The organism is Pseudomonas sp. LS1212, from assembly GCF_024741815.1.
Lineage (GTDB): Bacteria > Pseudomonadota > Gammaproteobacteria > Pseudomonadales > Pseudomonadaceae > Aquipseudomonas.
Window position 1 is genome coordinate 3,768,780 of the sequence record NZ_CP102951.1, and the last position, 18,324, is coordinate 3,787,103.

The 18,324-nt window shown below is 57.3% G+C and carries 19 protein-coding genes and 2 pseudogenes; 12 read left to right on the forward strand and 9 right to left on the reverse strand.

Going from position 1 to position 18,324, the window contains the following annotated elements; translation table 11 throughout:
• Nucleotides 1-115: 115 nt before the first annotated feature.
• Complete coding sequence (pabB, locus tag NVV94_RS17460) at nucleotides 116-1,459, forward strand: aminodeoxychorismate synthase component I (protein ID WP_258443643.1); 1,344 nt, start codon at nucleotides 116-118, stop codon at nucleotides 1,457-1,459.
• A 142-nt stretch (nucleotides 1,460-1,601) separates the two neighbouring features.
• Here the strand turns inward: pabB and thrH are convergent, their stop codons facing one another.
• The gene (thrH, locus tag NVV94_RS17465) at nucleotides 1,602-2,219 is read right to left on the reverse strand and encodes a bifunctional phosphoserine phosphatase/homoserine phosphotransferase ThrH (RefSeq protein WP_258443644.1); all 618 of its coding nucleotides are present in this window, start codon (nucleotides 2,217-2,219) and stop codon (nucleotides 1,602-1,604) included.
• A gap of 152 nt (nucleotides 2,220-2,371) precedes the next feature.
• On the opposite strand from thrH, the gene NVV94_RS17470 reads away from it, so the two are divergent.
• The gene (locus NVV94_RS17470) at nucleotides 2,372-3,106 is read left to right on the forward strand and encodes a phosphoadenylyl-sulfate reductase (protein WP_258443645.1); all 735 of its coding nucleotides are present in this window, start codon (nucleotides 2,372-2,374) and stop codon (nucleotides 3,104-3,106) included.
• Between the two features lie 60 nt (nucleotides 3,107-3,166).
• On the opposite strand, the gene cysB is transcribed toward NVV94_RS17470, so the two are convergent.
• The 4 genes from cysB to NVV94_RS17490 all read right to left on the reverse strand — a co-directional run bounded on the left by cysB (nucleotide 3,167) and on the right by NVV94_RS17490 (nucleotide 6,188).
• On the reverse strand, nucleotides 3,167-4,141 hold the full coding sequence (gene cysB / locus NVV94_RS17475; RefSeq protein WP_258443646.1) for an HTH-type transcriptional regulator CysB: 975 nt from the start codon (nucleotides 4,139-4,141) through the stop codon (nucleotides 3,167-3,169).
• Between the two features lie 122 nt (nucleotides 4,142-4,263).
• On the reverse strand, nucleotides 4,264-4,764 hold the full coding sequence (locus tag NVV94_RS17480) for a universal stress protein (protein WP_258443647.1): 501 nt from the start codon (nucleotides 4,762-4,764) through the stop codon (nucleotides 4,264-4,266).
• Nucleotides 4,765-4,859: 95 nt separating this feature from the next.
• Nucleotides 4,860-5,765 (reverse strand): 5'-nucleotidase, encoded by a 906-nt coding sequence (locus NVV94_RS17485; RefSeq protein ID WP_258443648.1) that lies wholly within the window; start codon nucleotides 5,763-5,765, stop codon nucleotides 4,860-4,862.
• Nucleotides 5,766-5,801: 36 nt separating this feature from the next.
• Entirely contained in the window at nucleotides 5,802-6,188 is a 387-nt protein-coding gene (locus tag NVV94_RS17490; RefSeq protein ID WP_258443649.1) for a thioredoxin, read from the reverse strand.
• Here NVV94_RS17490 and NVV94_RS17495 point away from each other — a divergent pair.
• On the forward strand, nucleotides 6,187-6,645 hold the full coding sequence (locus NVV94_RS17495) for a PilZ domain-containing protein (protein ID WP_258443650.1): 459 nt from the start codon (nucleotides 6,187-6,189) through the stop codon (nucleotides 6,643-6,645). The genes NVV94_RS17490 and NVV94_RS17495 overlap by 2 nt on opposite strands.
• 171 nt (nucleotides 6,646-6,816) lie before the next feature.
• Nucleotides 6,817-7,893, forward strand: a complete 1,077-nt coding sequence (locus tag NVV94_RS17500) for a 3-deoxy-7-phosphoheptulonate synthase (protein WP_258443651.1) — start codon at nucleotides 6,817-6,819, stop codon at nucleotides 7,891-7,893.
• Nucleotides 7,894-7,999: 106 nt separating this feature from the next.
• Here NVV94_RS17500 and NVV94_RS17505 read toward each other — a convergent pair whose 3' ends face one another.
• A complete protein-coding gene (locus NVV94_RS17505) occupies nucleotides 8,000-8,281 on the reverse strand; it encodes a GNAT family N-acetyltransferase (protein ID WP_258443652.1) in 282 nt (93 codons plus the stop codon).
• A gap of 600 nt (nucleotides 8,282-8,881) precedes the next feature.
• Between NVV94_RS17505 and oprI the strand changes: the two genes are divergently transcribed.
• Nucleotides 8,882-9,133 carry an outer membrane lipoprotei OprI gene (gene oprI / locus NVV94_RS17510; protein WP_003448337.1) on the forward strand — a complete coding sequence of 84 codons (252 nt, stop codon included), beginning with the start codon at nucleotides 8,882-8,884 and terminating at the stop codon, nucleotides 9,131-9,133.
• A 197-nt stretch (nucleotides 9,134-9,330) separates the two neighbouring features.
• On the opposite strand, the gene NVV94_RS17515 is transcribed toward oprI, so the two are convergent.
• The 3 genes and pseudogenes from NVV94_RS17515 to NVV94_RS17525 form a co-directional block, all read right to left on the reverse strand.
• On the reverse strand, nucleotides 9,331-10,299 hold the full coding sequence (locus NVV94_RS17515) for a L,D-transpeptidase family protein (protein WP_258443654.1): 969 nt from the start codon (nucleotides 10,297-10,299) through the stop codon (nucleotides 9,331-9,333).
• Nucleotides 10,300-10,423: 124 nt separating this feature from the next.
• Nucleotides 10,424-10,705: a hypothetical protein gene (locus tag NVV94_RS17520; protein ID WP_258443655.1), complete on the reverse strand. Its 282-nt coding sequence runs from the start codon at nucleotides 10,703-10,705 to the stop codon at nucleotides 10,424-10,426.
• A gap of 56 nt (nucleotides 10,706-10,761) precedes the next feature.
• A pseudogene (locus NVV94_RS17525) lies at nucleotides 10,762-11,049 on the reverse strand (GDSL-type esterase/lipase family protein); the annotation flags it as partial.
• 46 nt (nucleotides 11,050-11,095) lie between these two features.
• Between NVV94_RS17525 and NVV94_RS17530 the strand changes: the two are divergent.
• The 7 genes and pseudogenes from NVV94_RS17530 to NVV94_RS17560 all read left to right on the forward strand — a co-directional run bounded on the left by NVV94_RS17530 (nucleotide 11,096) and on the right by NVV94_RS17560 (nucleotide 18,152).
• Nucleotides 11,096-12,547 carry a tyrosine-type recombinase/integrase gene (locus tag NVV94_RS17530; RefSeq protein ID WP_258443656.1) on the forward strand — a complete coding sequence of 484 codons (1,452 nt, stop codon included), beginning with the start codon at nucleotides 11,096-11,098 and terminating at the stop codon, nucleotides 12,545-12,547.
• A 248-nt stretch (nucleotides 12,548-12,795) separates the two neighbouring features.
• Nucleotides 12,796-13,053, forward strand: coding sequence for a His-Xaa-Ser repeat protein HxsA2 (hxsA2, locus tag NVV94_RS26980; RefSeq protein ID WP_258447736.1), 258 nt, complete (start codon nucleotides 12,796-12,798; stop codon nucleotides 13,051-13,053).
• Complete coding sequence (gene hxsD, locus NVV94_RS17540) at nucleotides 13,053-13,355, forward strand: His-Xaa-Ser system protein HxsD (protein WP_258443657.1); 303 nt, start codon at nucleotides 13,053-13,055, stop codon at nucleotides 13,353-13,355. Before hxsA2 ends, hxsD begins: the two co-directional genes overlap by 1 nt.
• Nucleotides 13,348-14,805: a His-Xaa-Ser system radical SAM maturase HxsB gene (gene hxsB, locus NVV94_RS17545; RefSeq protein WP_258443658.1), complete on the forward strand. Its 1,458-nt coding sequence runs from the start codon at nucleotides 13,348-13,350 to the stop codon at nucleotides 14,803-14,805. Before hxsD ends, hxsB begins: the two co-directional genes overlap by 8 nt.
• Nucleotides 14,799-15,963: pseudogene (gene hxsC / locus NVV94_RS17550) on the forward strand (His-Xaa-Ser system radical SAM maturase HxsC). The gene hxsB and the pseudogene hxsC overlap by 7 nt, the downstream one beginning before the upstream one ends.
• A gap of 519 nt (nucleotides 15,964-16,482) precedes the next feature.
• Nucleotides 16,483-17,082 (forward strand): hypothetical protein, encoded by a 600-nt coding sequence (locus tag NVV94_RS17555; RefSeq protein ID WP_258443659.1) that lies wholly within the window; start codon nucleotides 16,483-16,485, stop codon nucleotides 17,080-17,082.
• Nucleotides 17,083-17,432: 350 nt separating this feature from the next.
• Nucleotides 17,433-18,152, forward strand: coding sequence for a hypothetical protein (locus tag NVV94_RS17560; RefSeq protein ID WP_258443661.1), 720 nt, complete (start codon nucleotides 17,433-17,435; stop codon nucleotides 18,150-18,152).
• Nucleotides 18,153-18,324: the final 172 nt, after the last annotated feature.

Genomic DNA, 18,324 nt, shown 5'->3' on the forward strand with positions numbered 1-18,324 from the left:
GGCCAGCAGCCATACATAGAATTTGTATGGTCGTTGAATGATGCCCCCCACTAGGAGCATTCCCTACAGAGGACTACAATCGCCCACCTCGCCCTGCTGGCCGACCATTGCCCCAATGTCTACTTGCACCATTCACCCACTGCCCTACCGCGCCAACCCCGTCGACTGGTTCGCGCGCATTCGCCACGCCCCCGGCGCCGTGCTGCTCGACAGCGCCCGCCCGGTCGCCGAGCGCGGCCGCCATGACCTGCTCAGCGCCTGGCCACAGGAAGAACTGGCCGTGGCAGCCAACGAGAGCGGCAACAGCTACCTGCAGCGACTACGCGCCAGCCTCGAGCAGCTCGGCCGGGCCGAGCTCCCGACCGGCCTTGAACTGCCATTCGCCGGCGGCCTGATCGGCTACCTCAGCTACGATTTCGGTCGTCGCCTGGAGCAACTGCCGCAACACGCCACCGACGACCTCGGCCTGCCCGACGCACGCCTGGGCCTGTACGCCTGGGCGCTGATCAGCGATCACCTGCTCGGTACCAGCCAGCTGGTGTTCCATCCGACCCTGGCCGATGCCGAGCGCCAGCGCCTGATCCAGCTGTTCAGCCAGCCTGCGGACGAGTCGACGCAGGCATTTCGCCTGACCACCCCGGTGGCCACCGATATCAGCGCCGATGACTACCGTCAGGCTTTCGAACGTATCCAGCAGTACATCCAGGCCGGCGATTGTTACCAGATCAACTTGACCCAACGCTTCCGCGCGCAATGCCAGGGCGACCCGTGGGCCGCCTACTGCGCCTTGCGCAAGGCCTGCCCTACTCCGTTCTCGGGCTTTCAGCTATTGGCCGACGGCAGCGCTCTGCTGAGTTTCTCTCCGGAGCGGTTTATTCGTGTCTGTGACAATCAGGTCGAGACTCGCCCGATCAAAGGCACCCGCCCACGGGGCAAGAACCCGGCAGAAGATGCAGCCTTTGCCGCCGAACTGCTGGCCAGTGCCAAGGACCGCTCGGAAAACCTGATGATCGTCGACCTGCTGCGCAACGACCTGGGGCGCAGCTGCAGGATCGGCTCGGTCAAGGCACCCGAACTGTTCAGCCTGGAAAGCTACCCAAATGTGCACCATATGGTCAGCAGCGTGACCGGTGAACTGGCACCGGGCAAGGACGCCCTGGACCTGATCGCCGGCAGCTTTCCCGGCGGCTCGATCACCGGCGCACCGAAAATCCGCGCCATGCAGATCATCGACGAACTGGAGCCCAGCCGCCGGGCGCTGTATTGCGGGTCATTGTTGTATGTGGATGTGCGCGGCCAGATGGACAGCTCGATCGCCATCCGTAGCCTGCTGGTCAAGGATGGCCAGGTGTCCTGCTGGGGCGGTGGCGCGATCGTCGCCGATTCGGACTGGCAGGCCGAGTATCAAGAGTCGATCACCAAGGTCAAAGTGCTGCTCGATACCTTGCAGCAACTCTGATCCAACGCCAGCGGACGCCTGTAGCCGCTGCCGAAGGCTGTCGCAGTGGCGCACCAGCTCGACCGTGAAACGGTCGCAGGATTTTAGATCGAATGAAAGTCCTACGGACTTTAGCGCAGCCTGCGGCAGCGGCTACATGTACTTACAGTGCCAGTTCGCGGTTCGAGGCTTTGATGAACTCTTGCTTCAAGGCCTCGAAATCATGCACCGCCGGGAACTGCGGGAATTCGCGGATCACATTCTCCGGCGCATGGAACAGGATGCCCGCATCGGCTTCACCGAGCATGGTGGTGTCGTTGTACGAATCGCCCGCCGCGATCACCCGGTAGTACAGGCTCTTGAACGCCAGCACCGACTGGCGCTTGGGGTCCTTCTGGCGCAACTGATAGCTGACCACCCGCCCGGTCTCGTCGGTGATCAGGCGATGGCACAGCAGCGTCGGGAAGCCCAGCTGGCGCATCAATGGCTGGGAGAACTCGTAGAAGGTGTCGGAGAGGATCACCACCTGGAAGCGCTCGCGCAGCCAGTCGACGAACTCGATGGCGCCCTCCAGGGGCTTGAGGGTGGCGATCACTTCCTGAATGTCAGCGAGCTTGAGGCCGTGCTCATCGAGAATACGCAGGCGCTGCTTCATCAGCACGTCGTAGTCGGGAATATCCCGAGTCGTTGCCCTGAGCGATTCGATTCCGGTTTTCTCTGCAAAGGCGATCCAGATTTCCGGGACCAATACGCCTTCCAGGTCGAGACAGGCAATTTCCACAGCACACTCCTCGAGAACTTTAGAAAGAAGCGGCACTCTAGCGACTGATCCAACAGGGCGCAACGCGGGAAACCGGCCGAAACCGGGCATTTTTTTGATAAGATCCAAGGATACAGAGCGCCAAGCGCCACCATCCAACAGGAAGCCGCCTGATGAGCCACCCCTTCGATGTCGCCGAACTCGCCGCGACATACGCCAACAAGTCTGCCCAGGACATTCTCAAGCTCGCCTTTGCCCACTTCGGCGATGACCTGTGGATCTCCTTCAGCGGCGCTGAAGACGTCGTACTGGTCGACATGGCCTGGAAACTGAACAAGAACGTCAAGGTCTTCAGCCTCGACACCGGGCGCCTGCACCCGGAGACCTATCGCTTCATCGACCAGGTCCGCGAACACTACAAGATCCAGATCGAAGTGATTTCGCCCGACCACAGCAAGCTGGAACCCTTCGTCAAGGAAAAGGGCCTGTTCAGCTTCTACAAGGACGGCCACGGCGAATGCTGCGGCATCCGCAAGATCGAACCGCTGCGTCGTAAACTCTCGACCGTCAAGGCCTGGGCCACCGGCCAGCGTCGCGACCAGAGCCCGGGCACCCGCAGCCAGGTCGCCGTGCTGGAAATCGACAGTGCCTTCTCGACGCCCGAGCACACCCTGTACAAGTTCAACCCCCTGGCACAGATGACCAGCGAGGAGATCTGGGGCTACATCCGCATGCTCGAGCTGCCGTACAACAGCCTGCATGACCGCGGCTTCATCAGCATCGGCTGCGAACCCTGCACCCGTCCGGTCCTGCCCAACCAGCACGAACGCGAAGGCCGCTGGTGGTGGGAAGAAGCCACGCAAAAGGAATGCGGCCTGCATGCCGGCAACCTGATTGCCAGGAAATGATCGGCATTGCCCCATAAAAAAACCGGCTCACAAGGCCGGTTTTTTTGCAGCTGCCAATTGTCAATGGACCGGCAACTCGACACCGTCGAACAGCTCTTCGAGCTCTTGCTTGTTGTGGCACTGGATGGCCTTGGCCATCACTTCACGCGTCAGGTGCGGGGCGAACTTCTCGATGAAGTCGCACATGAACCCACGCAGGAAGGTACCGCGACGGAAGCCGATCTTGGTCACGCTGGACTCGAACAACTCACTCGCATCGAGCACCACCAGGTCGCTGTCGAGCTTCGGATCGACCGCCATTTTGGCGACGATGCCGACACCCAGGCCCAGGCGCACGTAGGTCTTGATCACGTCGGCATCGGCGGCCGTGAAGACAACCTTGGGCGTCAGGCCGCGGTGGCTGAAGGCTTCATCGAGTTTGGAACGCCCGGTAAAACCGAAGACGTAGGTCACGATCGGGTAATCGGCGAGGACTTCCAGGGTCAGCTTCGGCAGCTTGGTCAGCGGGTGCCCCTGGGGCACGACAACACAGCGGTTCCAGCGATAGCACGGCATCATCACCAGATCGCCGAACAGTTCCAGCGCCTCGGTGGCAATGGCGAAATCAACCGTACCGTCGGCGGCCATTTCGGCGATCTGCATGGGCGAGCCCTGATGCATGTGCAGGGCCACGTCCGGGTATTGCTTGATGAAATTGCTGATCACCGGTGGCAGTGCGTAGCGCGCCTGGGTGTGGGTGGTGGCGATCGACAGGGTGCCCTTCTTCTCGTTGGAGAATTCCTGGGCGATTTGCTTGATGCTTTCGACCTTGCGCAGTATTTCGCCGGCGGTGGTAATGATTCGCTCGCCCGCCGGGGTGACTCGGGTCAGGTGTTTGCCGCTTCGTGCAAAGACCTCCACGCCCAGCTCGTCTTCCAACAGGCGAATCTGCTTACTGATCCCGGGCTGGGAGGTATAGAGACTCTGCGCTGTAGCGGAAACGTTGAGGTCATGGTGCGCTACTTCCCAGATGTAGCGCAATTGTTGAAGCTTCATAGGTATCCCTCAAATCAGCTGGACGCCACATGCATCAGCGACGATTTATAACTATATTAATGGTTTGAAGAATAAATCTAGAACTTTTTATAAAATCTTCGCACAACCTCCAGGCTATGCACCTACGCTTTCCTGCGCCCCAAGTGCTGGGAAAGCGGAACCATATACACCGGCACCGTCGACAACTGCAGCACGCGAGCCGCGGTACGCCCAAGAGGCGTTCCCACGCTCGCCCCGCGACTGTGGCTGCCGACGATCAACAGGTCCACGGAAAGGCGCTGGGTCTGATCGAGAATCACGTCCGCCGGATCTCCCTGGCGAACCCTGACCGCGCTGATCAATGCCAGGTCCTGTTGCCCATCGCCCAACTCTTCGCGAAAACCATCGAGCACCCGTCGCTCGATATTGGCCATGACCGTATTGACCCCCTGGCTTTGCAATTCGGTGAGCGTTTGCTCATCCAGGTAGCCTTGCAGCACCGACTCGGCAAACAGCCCCATCGGCTCGACAGCGTGAATAACATACAACTCGGCGTTGAAGGTGCGAGCCAATGCCAAGGCGTGTTGCATGACATAAGGAGCGTACAGACCGAGGTCAGTGGCATACAGCATGGAGCGAATCATACGACCTCCCGGGCTGCCAAAACGGCAGAGCTTGCTTCAGCTTAGCAGCGACATCGGCAATCAGCCGCCGGGCTCATGCCAACCCAAAAGCCCCCTTAACGATTCTGTTCGTTACTGATCCCGTGAGGCACATGGCCAGTCGCGACGAACTCGCGCGCCTTCTCGCAATGGCCGGGCTGGTCATCGAAAAACACGTCGGCGGCGAAGGCTTCGAGGAAGGCGGATTTCTCCAGGCCACCCAGAAACAGCGACTCGTCCAGGCGGATGTCCCACTCGCGCAAGGTTCGAATGACCCGCTCATGGGCCGGCGCCGAGCGCGCTGTCACCAGGGCAGTACGGATGGGGCAGGCGCCCTCGGGAAACTCCTTCTGGAGCAGATTGAGCGCCGCCAGAAAGGGTTTGAATGGCCCGCCACGAAGGGGTTCGCGCGCCGACTCGCGCTCACTGGCCTGGAAGGCTTCCAGCCCGCCCAACTGATAGACTCGCTCGGATTCGTCGGAAAACAGTACGGCGTCACCATCGAAGGCGATCCGCAGTTCGGCACTGGCCGCCCGCCGCGCACCGCCACTGAGAATGGTCGCTGCGGCAAAGCCCGCGTCCAGCGCGCTGCGCACGTCATCGGCGTGGGTGGACAGGAACAAATGGCAGCCAAAAGCCGCCAGGTAGGGGTAAGGGCTGCGCCCGCCGACAAAGGCTGCACGAGAAATACCCAAACCGTAATGCTGGATCGAATTGAAAACGCGCAAACCGGTATCGGCGCTATTGCGCGAGACCAGCACCACCTCGACCCGCGCCTGGCCGAGACTGGCATTGAGGCTCAGTAGCTTCTCCACCAGCAAAAAGGCATCGCCGGGGTCGAGGATCTCCTCCTCGTGCTCGATCTGGTATTGACGATACGCCTCGACGCCCTGATTCAGATAAACCCGGTGGCTCTCACTCAGGTCGAACAGCGCCCGCGAAGAAATCGCCACTACCATTTTGTCGCCCAGTCCTTTCCCCATGCTGCCCTCCAGGCCGTTTCACGCATTGATCACTCGTCATGGCAACTCTTCTGGCCGACGAGCCAACGCCAGGCGCACCCCCTCGCCGGCTTCGGACAGAGTGAGTCTAGCCTGCAATACGCCATGAAAAGCGCCATCGCGCACCACGAACAGCGCTGGCAGGTGGAACACTTCATAACGCTCGACAGCGCCGCCATTGCGGCCTGCATCGATCCAGCAGAGGCGATCGATCGGTAGTCCCATACCCGGTAACCGTTGTCGCGCAAAGCGACAACTGGCACAGCCATCACTGGTGAACACCAGCAAGGAAGTGCCCGGCAAATTGAGCAACGAATGATCCACATTCAAATCAGTGAGTTCCATTTCCCTCACTATACTGGTGGTAGGACTGTCAATTAGTCGACACTCGGAGTCAGTGTTCATGAATCGCTTTCTTCCTCATCCAGCCGATGTTCCGGTAGAGCTGACGGTACGCAAACTCCCCCCCCTCTATCGGCAACGATTGCACACTATCAGCCTGGGGGGCGTGGCATGCAATCACTCACGCGCCTTTCGACGCGGCACCGCCATCGAGATGTACATCCCCACGCTAGGTGAAGACGCACGCTACGCAGGCTATGTCGCCTGGTGCTGCAGACAGGAAAACGGCTACCTGGTCGGCATTGTCTTTACCGACGAGCAGACCCTGTTTGGCGCCCGCATGGGCGAGCAGGTCTGTCAGATCAAGCATTACTGCGAGGAGCACAACGACACCTGCGACAGCATCGATGAACTGGCCCGGGAGTGGGTGGAACAACACGCCACCGAGTTTTCCCATGCCAGCCTCAGCCAGGCACAAGAGCAGCGCTCGGCCCCCTCAGAGCCGCCAAGGCAGTTTTAAGCGCCGCCAGCGCCCGACAATCGCGGCCAACACTCAGGAAATCAGGCCCTGCCCATTGTCGAGCCACGGTGTAACGCGCTAAGGTTCCAATCCCCGCTGCGCTCAATCATGCTGTGCTCCGCCGCACGGGGATCGCTGGCGGCCGGCACCCGTGACCTGACGAGTAACACGATGGCTGATTTACCGATCGACGACTTAAACGTTGCCTCCAACGAGACCTTGATCACTCCCGATCAGCTCAAGAAGGACATTCCACTGAGCGAAGCTGCGCTTCGGACCGTCACCGGCGGCCGCGAAGTGATTCGCAATATCCTCGACGGCAAGGATCACCGCCTGTTCGTCGTGATCGGCCCTTGCTCGATCCATGACATCAAGGCCGCTCACGAATATGCCGAGCGCCTCAAGACCCTCGCTGCAGAAGTCTCGGACACCCTGTATCTGGTGATGCGCGTCTATTTCGAGAAGCCACGCACCACGGTCGGCTGGAAAGGCCTGATCAACGACCCTTACCTGGACGACTCCTTCAAGATCCAGGATGGCCTGCACATCGGTCGCCAGCTGCTGCTCGACCTGGCCGAGATGGGCCTGCCAACCGCCACCGAAGCCCTGGACCCGATCTCGCCGCAGTACCTGCAAGACCTGATCAGCTGGTCGGCAATCGGCGCCCGCACCACCGAATCGCAAACCCATCGGGAAATGGCCTCGGGCCTGTCCTCGGCGGTCGGCTTCAAGAACGGTACCGACGGTGGCCTGACGGTCGCCATCAACGCCCTGCAATCGGTTTCCAGCCCGCATCGCTTCCTGGGCATCAACCAGGAAGGCGGCGTCTCGATCGTGACCACCAAGGGCAATGCCTACGGTCACGTCGTGCTGCGCGGCGGCAATGGCAAGCCCAATTACGATTCGGTCAGCGTCGCCCTGTGCGAGCAAGCCCTGAACAAGGCCAGGATCAAGCCGAACATCATGGTCGACTGCAGCCACGCCAACTCCAACAAGGACCCGGCGCTGCAACCGCTGGTCATGGAGAACGTCGCCAACCAGATCCTCGAAGGCAACCAGTCGATCATCGGCCTGATGGTCGAGAGCCATTTGAAATGGGGCGCCCAGGCCATCCCCAAGGACCTGTCGGAGCTGCAATACGGCGTATCGATCACCGACGCCTGCATCGACTGGGCCAGCACCGAAAACACCTTGCGCAGCATGCATGCCAAGCTCAAGAATGTTTTACCCAAGCGCGTGCGCAACTAACAAACTGCACACACAAAAACGCCGGGCATGTCCCGGCGTTTTTGTGTGTGCGTTTCAAGAGCGGGGAGCGTCTGGCATCGATGGCCCGATTTCAGCCCCCAGCCCTTCAGACCTTTGCCATATGACGCTTGTGCCGTTCCATGTAGCGTTCGACATAAGAGCATGAGGGAATCACGGTGTAGCCCATGCGATCGGCATACTCGAGCGCCTGCTCGGTAAGTGCAGCGGCAATGCCGCGGCCTCGCAGCGCATTGGGCACGAAGGTGCGATAGATATCCAATGTCTGCTTACCCAGATCCATGTAGGTCAGGTAGGCACGATGACCGTCCACATTGGTCTCGAACTGATGACCAGCCTGGTCATGGTGGATGGACAACGCCTCGCTCATCACTACTCCTCGCGGGTCTTGGTTTATGACCCCTACCTTACCGATGTTTTCCCGGCGAAGGAACCTCTACGCCACCTCGTGCCTGATTGGACACCGAGAAGAGCCTGGTCGTTCTCTATCAAATGAGCACGTACCAAATAGTAGGCGCCAATGCCGCTGATGCTCAAGGCATGCGCTCACAAATCGTGCACGAAAGCGTGGCCGAACATCTGGTGAGCGCTCGCCGGAACATTGCAGAATGTTGTAGCGTGAGACGAGCGATGGCACTTCAAGTCACTATTAGTTCACAAAAACTGTAGAAAATTTGTGTACTTCCGTGCTAAGAGCACATCAGGCGAACATCTAAGCCGCAGGCTACGCTGGAGTCTCGGGGCCGACAGTGCTGGCGCTTTAGCTCCGCGGTCGCCAGCACATGACGACTGCACATTTTTTATACAGATGCATGATCGGTAGTGTGCGCTGACTTACAAAAAGGAGATTTTTTTTTGCTTCTTGCGCTATGTCAGTTTACTTACTACAAGTAATGGGTACTATGTACGCCGGCTAGTTTCTCATTCACGAGAGATGGCTATTAATTGAAAGTCCTTGAAGGGGAACACGATGAACAACGTTCTGAAATTCTCTGCTCTGGCTCTGGCCGCAGTTCTGGCTACCGGTTGCAGCAGCGTATCCAAAGAAACCGAAGCTCGTCTGACTGCTACTGAAGACGCAGCAGCTCGTGCACAAGCTCGTGCAGACGAAGCTTATCGTAAAGCTGATGAAGCTCTGGCTGCTGCTCAAAAAGCACAACAGACTGCTGACGAAGCAAACGAGCGCGCTCTGCGTATGCTGGAAAAAGCAAGCCGCAAGTAATAATCCTTCGGGGTTGTTATCAAGCCGATCCATTCTATGGGTCGGCTTTTTTTTACCTGATACAAAGATGATTCCACGTTGTCGGTCTTGCCCTCGACAGGCATCGCCTGCCCGACCATCCCCGCTGCAATAAATTCATACCCATAAAAAAGCCCACCCAGGTCTCCCATGGGCAGGCTTGGCAACCTTGCTGAAACCTACTGCAAATCAAACGGCGGCACGCTGGTCACCATCGGCGCCTGGCTCGGTATGGCTATTTCAATCGGCATCCCGTCCTCGGCCGCGACCACATCGCGAACCGTATCCCAGTTCATGCGCAGGTTATTGTTCAGATCCGCGCGCTTGAGCAACGCATTGATCACCGCAGTGTGCTTGTCCACCACCGACGGATCACCCTTGTCATCCAGCGGCGTATGCGCCTCCAGGTAGACCTTGCCGGCACTCAGGCCGAACTTGTAGGGATCGTTGATGATCCGTACCGGCGTACCCACTGGCGCCATCCCCGCCAGCTCCAGCACGTTGTTGTTGAACATGCGGAAGCAACCGTGGCTGGTACGCATGCCGATACCGAACTTCTTGTTCGAGCCGTGGATCAGGTAACCCGGTACGCCCAGGGTGAACTTGAATGGCCCCAGCGGGTTATCCGGACCTGCCGGCACCACATTGGGCAGCGGATCGCCATCGGCGGCGTGCTCGGCCTTGATCGAGGCTGGCGGCGTCCAGGTCGGGTTCGGCGTCTTGGCAGTGACCTTGGTCTGCGCGATCGGCGAGCCCCAGCCCTCACGGCCGATACCCAGCGGGTACGTATGCACGACGTTCTGCCCCTTGGGGAAGTAGTACATGCGGTATTCGGCCAGGTTGATCACGATGCCTTCACGAGGCCCGGGCGGCAGGATGAAACGCGTCGGCAGGACGATTTCTGTACCCGCCCCCGGCAACCACGGATCGACGCCCGGGTTTGCTGCTACCATTTCCAGGTAGCCCAGGTCATTGGCCGTGCCGATATCGGCGAACGTGTCTTCGTACTTGGCCTTGATCACCTGGACCTGGCCGATGATGTCTTCGCCCGGCGGCGGCAGTGGAAGCTCCAGGGCCGCAACAGGGCCTGTCGTCAGCAGGGCGGCAAGAGGCAGGCAACGGGTGACGGCGGGAAAGCGCGGCAACATCCGGAAAATCCTTTGCAAATTCAATTAAGTCAAGAATCCGATTGTACACCCCTGCCCGCCCGACCGGGAGGCATCCCGGCGGCACAAGCATTGCGAGAGGTGAAAAACCTTGAATGCCAACCGTTCAGAGTTCCGGCCAGACCGGCCGTGTGCCGCGGCGTTGCGCGTCCAGGATCGCCCGGCACAGCGGGCACAGCCGTTTGTCGCGAAATATCGTACGCTCGACGCCCGACCAGCGCGGTTGCGCAGGCAACAGCGTGCCGCACAAGGTGCGGTCCACCGAACCTCCCAGCTCGAGTTGACGCGCGATCAGGTGCACCCGGATCTCCTGACAGGCGAACAGGTCAAGCTGCTCGTCAGGCTCGATCAATTGATAGGCATACAGGGACCAGGCGGGACGCGGCATCGGGGGCTCCAGATCGGGGGCGCCACATTAGCCCAAAGCCCGCCTCTAGAAAAGCGTCAAAGCAGTGGTTTTAGCGTCGGCCAGACATTTTCCAGCAACTTGTCCTGGGCCCCGACCGCCGGGTGGATACCATCGGCCTGCATCAGCTCCGGAATACCCCCTACGCCATCGAGAAAAAATGGCACCAACGGTACATTCTTTTCCTCGGCCAGGTGACTGTAGACTTCGGCGAAAGCCGTGGTATAGCGCACCCCGTAGTTGGGCGGCAGGCGCATCCCCAACAGCAGCACCTTGGCACCCGCTGCCCGGGCGCTGTCGATCATCGACGCAAGATTTTGTTGCAATCCCTACCTGAGGACAGGAACCCAATAAACTCAAGGGTTCCGACTAATGACCATCTCCAAACATCCTCAAAGTGGGACAAACCTGTTACAAACCGCCCTCGCCAAGCCGTACCACTATCGTCGGTCCGGTCGCTATTACCTTCGCCTTCGCCCTCAAGGCAGCACTAAGGGCTTCTTCACGCTATCGCTCAGGACCACCGACAAGGCCACCGCTATGACCATCTCCCAAGAAATCCTCAAGACCCTCAAGGCGTACCACTTCGACAACCCTGAGGCCACTTGGGACGTACTCCGTGAGCGCCTAATAGACATCGCTGAGTCCTACCTGACGATGGCCCATGGGGATAGCTCGCTGGTGGCCTATGAGATGATCCACGATGAACACCATGTTGCCCTCCGTGAGGCGAGCGCCAAGCTACCGCTGAGCGTCAATCAGCAACGGGCAGTGAGCAAGGCATTGGAGATCCTTGAGGCCGCTCAAGAGCGCTTGGAGGGCAGGCCGGGGAAGTTGGTCGAGATCGTAAGGGACCTCAAGGGTGAGCCTTGTGGCACGCCAGTAGCCCTATCGCCGTCTCTATCTGTATTACGGTCTGATGGTCCTCTCACTTGGGACTACCTGTCCAACCAGTACCTGACTGAGCACAGCGTCAACATCAAGGAATCCACGAAGGGCAACATTCTGACGACCTACAAGGCCATCAAGGGCGCCTTCGAAGAAATCGGATTGACTGACCTACGGACCCACACTCGTGACCATATGGTGGCGCTCAGGTCCGCTCTATTGGTGGGTCGTCAACACTCAACCGTGAATAACATCCTCACAAAGATGATGACGGTCATGGACTGGGCTGTTAACAACGACTACCTGACCAAGGCCTACACCTCAAACCTCAAGCTGACCAAGGGAACCGATAGCAAGCGCGAAGGCTTCACTAAGGATCAAGTGGTTGCCCTGATGAACCATTCCGCAGAACTGCCAGCCAACTCATGGGAACGCTGGGGTCTATCCCTTTTGGCAATCACTGGGGCTCGTGTCGGGGAGATCGCATACCTGACCAAGCAGGACATCAAGCAGGTCGATGGCCTCTGGTGCATTCACATCAATGAAGATGGACCCAACAAGTCGATCAAGAACAAACACAGCGACCGGACCATTCCTCTGATTGACGGAGCGTTCAATAAGTTCGACTTGAAGGAGTTCCTACAGGCAGCCGAGTCGGGCGCTCTACCCTCTGACCATAACGTCAATCCAGTGAAGGCCAGCAAGAACCTTGGCATTCTCATGAAGAAAATCCTTGTGGAGACCCGTGAGGAGAACCAGACGCTGCATTCGCTGAGGCACTTCATGGCGTCCTCACTGCAAGCTGAAGGGGTTCCTGTGGCTTACGCTCAGGCCATCACAGGGCATTCATCGCGTACCGTCACCTTCGGGACCTATGGCTCAGCCATACCTGTAGGGAAGCTCGCTGAGGAACTGACCAAGGTGCTCAAATCGTAGCTTAAGGGGGTGAGCCTGCCAGATGCTGATAGCTGCGCCATTCTTTCCTGAACACTTTCTCGGCTTATAGCCTATTGCTTTAAGCAGTCCAAAACTGAGAAGAGTGTCGTCTGTCGGATTATGGATAAGTAAAGGGCCATCAGTCGATTCCACATTGACATCATGGATATGCGTCAGCGAAACTCACTGCAAAACCCCAAAAGCGATAGGGATATCCTGTGATGAAAAAACGCTCCTTTCTCGTACCGATGGCCACGCTCGCTGCAGCGGTAGCTACCGAACAAGCTTCAGCGGTAGCCACCCATGAAGTTATCGAACCCAGCACCGACACTACGAACACATTCCAAGCTGAAGCCCCAAGCGAAAACCTATCGGTTCGCGGTGGCAATGATATGTTTGCTTTTGTTCTGAAACGTGGGGATCAAGGTCAATTGATGGCTTACCACAGCTCTCATAGCTCCCACGCTTCACACAGCTCCCACCGCTCCCACTACTCAGGCTCGTAATGGCACTCTCGGATACCCTCGCCTTTGATGAGCGGCTTTATGACGTGCAGGTTCTGCAGAAAGCCGCTTATCGCTCGATCAATTCGCTGACGGTTGATATCACACCCTCTGGGGGGCAGTTTATCTGCGTCGTATCCTCGAATATTGGTGTTGACGAGCCTTCCTTTCGGTCTGCCGTTCAAGAGTTCAAGAAGGACGTACTCGACTACCAGCTGCGCCATCGGCTGAACGCTGAGACACAGCCGATCAAGAACCTGATCCTTGGACTGGCCTTTTCAAAAACCGGGCTGATCAGTGAGTAAATTCCAAAAGCTGGAGTTCTACGCGCAGCAACGACCCTACGAGTTGCTGCCCTTCAAGTTTGACCGCCTGAATGACGATGAGTACGTAATCACCAACATGGCAGGTGAGTTTCACGTCATACCGGTGCCGATGCTTGAGCCGATCATCAGCAGAACGCTTCCGCTCTCATCAGAGCTGATCCCTACGCTCCGATCCAAGCAGTTTATTCGCTTTGCGGATGAACAGGCACCGCTTCAGCTCCTTGCACTCAAGATCCGTACGCGATTGTCCCGGCTGGCCCAGTTCACTAATCTGCATATCTTTGTGGTGACCCTTCGCTGCGACCATAGCTGCCCGTATTGCCAGGTATCGAGGCAGTCGGAGAGCAAAGGCGAATTCGACATGACCACGGAGATGGCAGACAAGTCGTTGGATTTCGTTTTTAGGTCTCCGAATCCAGCCATCAAAATTGAATTTCAGGGTGGCGAGCCGCTGCTGAATTTCGAGATGGTGAAGTACGTCGTCCTTGAGGCAAAAAAACGCAACCTGCAGGAAGGTCGTGACCTGCAGTTCGTCATTGCGACCACGCTATCGCTCCTGAACGATGACGTGCTCGATTTCTGTAAGCAGCACAACATTGTGCTTTCATCCTCGCTCGATGGGCCAATGGATCTGCATAATGCAAATCGCCCACGGCCAGGCCGAGATAGTCACCAGCGTTTCGAGGAAGGCTTGAAGAAAGCCCGTGCAGTCCTCGGTTATGACCAAGTGTCAGCCCTGATGACAACCACAGATAAGAGCCTGCCACGAGCACGCGACATCATTGATGAATACTTGCGCCTGGGCTTTGATGGCATCTTCCTCCGCACGCTCTCCCCTTACGGCTTTGCGATCAAGACCAAGAAATTCATGTCGTATGACACCGAGCGCTGGCTGGAGTTTTACAAGGAAGGTCTTGAGTACATCATTGAACTGAACAAGTCTGGCATACGATTTGTAGAGCAGTATTCCGCGCTCGTACTGACAAAAATGCTGACATCCGGGGACCCTGGGTTTGTTGATTTGATGAACCCTGCCGGTGCTGGTATCGCAGCCATCGTGTTCAACTACGACGGATCGGTCTATGCCTCGGATGAAAGCCGTATGCTTGCCGAAATGGGTGACCATACGTTCCGGCTGGGCAACATTCTTGAGCATTCATATGAGGAGGTCATCCTCTCTGATCAGCTTCTGGACGCACTGGAAAATTCGTTCACCTTAAGCGTGCCAATGTGCTCTGACTGTGCATTTGAACCTTACTGTGGCGCTGAGCCCGTCTACCATCACGCCATCCACAAGGACGTGGTGGCAAGAAAACCTGAGTCCTCTTTCTGCAAGCGAAATATGGCGATTTTCAAGCATCTCATTGAGCTGATGGAAAGCGATGAGCAAACGAAACGGATTTTTATGGGTTGGGCCAACCGATGCTGAAACTCGGCGGAAAGATTATCCGCATCCATGCGGTGGATGTTCACAAGGACCTCACCTTGGTCAAGGTGTCGACCAGCCGGAATCTGCCTGAAGTCTTGCGACGGGAAATGGCCTATCTGGTTTCCGATCACCAGATCCCCCGAGGATTCGCGCACTATCTTCTGCTTGAAAAGCATCGGCAGTTGGTTGAGATGCTGCCTTCCGACTCTGATTACTCAGTCCTACCGAATGACTACAGCTACATCGGCGATAGCGACGTTGTCCGGCTTTCAGCAGATCGTCAAAGCATCCGCGTGCTGTTTCGGGCATCGTCGCCGCACAACAGCATCCTGGTCACCGAGCAGTGCAATCATTACTGCCTTATGTGTTCGCAACCGCCTAAGGCAGCTGATGATTCGTGGATACTTGACGAAGTCGAGAGCCTGATTCCGCTCATTCCAAAATGATACCCGCGAGCTGGGGTTTACTGGGGGCGAGCCGACGACCAACCGGGAACGTTTCCTTAAGATCATCAGCCTGACAAAAAGTTATCTGCCAAGGACCGCAATCCACATTCTCTCGAACGGGCGCAGCTTTAAGGACCCAGCGTTCGCTGAAAAGTATGCGCAGATTGAATTGCCCGACGCGATGATCGGAATACCTGTCTATTCGGACGATCCGACGCTGCATGACTACATCGTCCAGGTCCAAGGCGCATTCGATGAAACCATTCAGGGCATTCTCAATCTGAAGCGCTTGGGCCAGAAGGTTGAGATCCGAGTCGTCATTCACAAGCTATCTGTGCAGCGCCTGCCTGAACTGTGTGAGTTCATCGCACGCAATCTGCTGTTTGTTGACCATGTGGCGCTGATGGGCCTTGAGATGATGGGCTTCACCAGGGCCAATCTCGATGAGCTGTGGATCGACCCAATCGAGTACAAAGACACACTCAGCAAATCAGTTGGCATTCTGGCCAAGTACGGCATGAATATCTCGGTCTACAATCATCAGCTGTGCTTGGTGAATCCGGACATTCAACCCTACTACCGCAAATCAATCAGCGACTGGAAGAATGAGTACGCGCCTGAGTGCCAGAGCTGCACAAAACAGCGCGAATGCGGGGGCTTTTTCGCATCAGGTGTTAAATTCGGCTACAGCAAGCACCTAATCCCATTCTGACTTTGGCTTCAAATCTGTCAGCCGCAGAACGTCCTCGATGCAAGCGGCTGGCTTACCCATAGCGTTCGCGCAGGCGATTTTGGGGCATGCTTTGCCGTTGAGAAGACCAACGGGGCCATTTCCCCAGCCCTGCGCTGACTGCCAGAAAAATCGACCTCGAATAACGCTCGCCACGCGACGATCCTCACCCAGGCAATGCCAATGGGTGGGATTCCAGTTGCATCGAACCTGCGCAATCTGACGGGCTTCGAAAAACCCTCACTATGTCAGTCGTTCCGAGCTTTACCTGACCACCCAGCGCGGTCTTTCCTCCGATCACCCGAAAAATCGACCTTCTGTGACGCTCACCACGCGACGATTCCAACTCAGGTAATGCCGATGGGATGGGGTCGCGCTTGCACCTCTCCTGCGGTCCTCTGCTGGGCTTCCAAAAACCCTCACTGTATCCGGCTGTGCAAAACCCCTCACTATGGCAACAGGCACTCCCGCTTGTTGATCAGCCAGCAGGAGGGGCCAGTCATGACAATCACGCTACTCACACTCAAACAGCTTGCCGAACTGGACCAGCGAATTGCAGCCCGAGCCGATGCTTTGATTGCAGCCCGAACGGGGCGCATCCAGATCCAGCCCAAGCCATCCAAGGAAATCACCACCAGCAACCGAGGCAGACCGCCCAAGTCAATCGCCAATCCTTTCTATTTATTCATCGGTGCAACCACCAATTATGGTCGTTATCCCTTGTTCGCAATGGACATTATTGTGGGCATCGCACGGCTGGACTGGCATGACCGGCGAATTGGTACTGGCGGGAAATCCATGCCGTTGTCAGTTCGGAATCTCGTGGTCATTCTTGAGATGCTCGAAAAGGTGACATCGGAATCTGTCTGCCAGACTCTACGCTTAGCGGAAAGACACGCCCAAAGATATGTCAAGGCAATCGAACTAATCATCCCGCACATGATGAGGGCCAGACCCAAATCGCTGATTCTCGACATGGAGGAAATCCACGAACCTGGCAACCACGACCACGACTGGGAAGACATCGACGAACTGATCCAGCCGGACCCCGATGAGTTAGCCAAGTTGCATCACGACCTTCGGACTTTGGGAGTCGATTGAATTACCGCCGCATATATAAAGAACCTTGAAGATGAACCCTTGCGGACCAGTTCGATCAACTTGGAGACCCCTTGATGCAAAGCATCGTAAGGAGGGAGGTTGTGATGAATATCACCTCCCCTCGATAAGGACATCTTGAAGGAACCTATCCGCTTCACCTCAACGAGCCCAAGTCTGGGCCGATGAACCCTCTCGCCCGTCGCTGGGCAATTGTCAGCTTGATACTGGCAGTCAACCAAACAGAGTCTTTCTGATTGTTCCCTGTGCCACTCGCCAGAACCCTTGTCGTGGGTCTCTGTGCTGGCCCGTGGGAGCGAACTCAGGGAGCAATCAAAAGGAGAACCGACACTATGTTAACCAACACCCAAACCGAGCTGCTGCCTATCGTTATCGAAGGGCACACCTTCAAGCCGAACGCTGAGGGCCAGTGGGACCATAACGAAATCCACCGTGGATTGGGACTGCCTGAATCCAAACGACCGTCCGAGTGGCGCAACGCTATTGCCGCTGAGTTACGAACCTCCGGAGATTTGCGGAGCTTTGACGGTAGCGGGACCTTTGGTACTGAGGCCGGGACCATCGCCTACGCTATGTGGGTCTCAACCGAGTTCTACCGGATGGTCATACACGCTTTCGTGACCATGCGTAACGACTCCATCCTGAGCGCCCGTATGGCCCTGCTGGCCGCCGCTGAGGCAGACACCAAGCTCGCCAAGGCCGTCCCTAAGGCTGACCTGATCGACACCCGCCTGACTGGCCTCGGGATCACCTGGAGCCAAGCCTGCAAGCTGGCCGGAGTGACCAAGCCTCAACTGGCTAAGCAGTATCTGGTCTACATCGAGCGGTTCATCTCCAAGGATCACCCGACCGAATACCGCAAGATCCTCAAACCGTCCCCTACAGGCTTCTCGCTGGGCTACTTCAAGTCCTGCTCCCTGAGCTTCGGTAATGAAGATGGCTACCGTGTCACCGCCAAAGGTCTTGCATGGCTCCAAGGGAAAGCTCAAGAGATCAATACGGCTATCGCTGAGAGGGCTCGTAGAGAGGCCGCTGTGCGCCGCAAGAAGTAACCCCAACAGGAGAACCCAATGGACAAGCTACAGGCTGTCTATTGGGTCCTGTGGCTGTGGACGCATAGGCGCCATCGACCACCGTAAGGACCCCCAATGGGAAAATGCAGAAAATTTGGGGATGACCATCTCATTAAGAAATCCCGCGCGGGTTCCCCCGTATGCCCTCGCG

Coding starts and splice junctions, on each gene's coding strand:
- NVV94_RS17485 (WP_258443648.1), bottom strand. CDS start 5,765: ATGGGGAAAGGACTGGGCGACAAAATGGTAGTGGCGATTTCTTCGCGG.
- NVV94_RS17470 (WP_258443645.1), top strand. CDS start 2,372: ATGAGCCACCCCTTCGATGTCGCCGAACTCGCCGCGACATACGCCAAC.
- pabB (WP_258443643.1), top strand. CDS start 116: ATGTCTACTTGCACCATTCACCCACTGCCCTACCGCGCCAACCCCGTC.
- NVV94_RS17480 (WP_258443647.1), bottom strand. CDS start 4,764: ATGATTCGCTCCATGCTGTATGCCACTGACCTCGGTCTGTACGCTCCT.
- NVV94_RS17530 (WP_258443656.1), top strand. CDS start 11,096: ATGACCATCTCCAAACATCCTCAAAGTGGGACAAACCTGTTACAAACC.
- NVV94_RS17505 (WP_258443652.1), bottom strand. CDS start 8,281: ATGAGCGAGGCGTTGTCCATCCACCATGACCAGGCTGGTCATCAGTTC.
- NVV94_RS17520 (WP_258443655.1), bottom strand. CDS start 10,705: ATGCCGCGTCCCGCCTGGTCCCTGTATGCCTATCAATTGATCGAGCCT.
- hxsD (WP_258443657.1), top strand. CDS start 13,053: ATGGCACTCTCGGATACCCTCGCCTTTGATGAGCGGCTTTATGACGTG.
- NVV94_RS17515 (WP_258443654.1), bottom strand. CDS start 10,299: ATGTTGCCGCGCTTTCCCGCCGTCACCCGTTGCCTGCCTCTTGCCGCC.
- oprI (WP_003448337.1), top strand. CDS start 8,882: ATGAACAACGTTCTGAAATTCTCTGCTCTGGCTCTGGCCGCAGTTCTG.
- NVV94_RS17495 (WP_258443650.1), top strand. CDS start 6,187: ATGAATCGCTTTCTTCCTCATCCAGCCGATGTTCCGGTAGAGCTGACG.
- NVV94_RS17500 (WP_258443651.1), top strand. CDS start 6,817: ATGGCTGATTTACCGATCGACGACTTAAACGTTGCCTCCAACGAGACC.
- NVV94_RS17555 (WP_258443659.1), top strand. CDS start 16,483: ATGACAATCACGCTACTCACACTCAAACAGCTTGCCGAACTGGACCAG.
- NVV94_RS17490 (WP_258443649.1), bottom strand. CDS start 6,188: ATGAACACTGACTCCGAGTGTCGACTAATTGACAGTCCTACCACCAGT.
- NVV94_RS17560 (WP_258443661.1), top strand. CDS start 17,433: ATGTTAACCAACACCCAAACCGAGCTGCTGCCTATCGTTATCGAAGGG.
- cysB (WP_258443646.1), bottom strand. CDS start 4,141: ATGAAGCTTCAACAATTGCGCTACATCTGGGAAGTAGCGCACCATGAC.
- hxsA2 (WP_258447736.1), top strand. CDS start 12,796: ATGGCCACGCTCGCTGCAGCGGTAGCTACCGAACAAGCTTCAGCGGTA.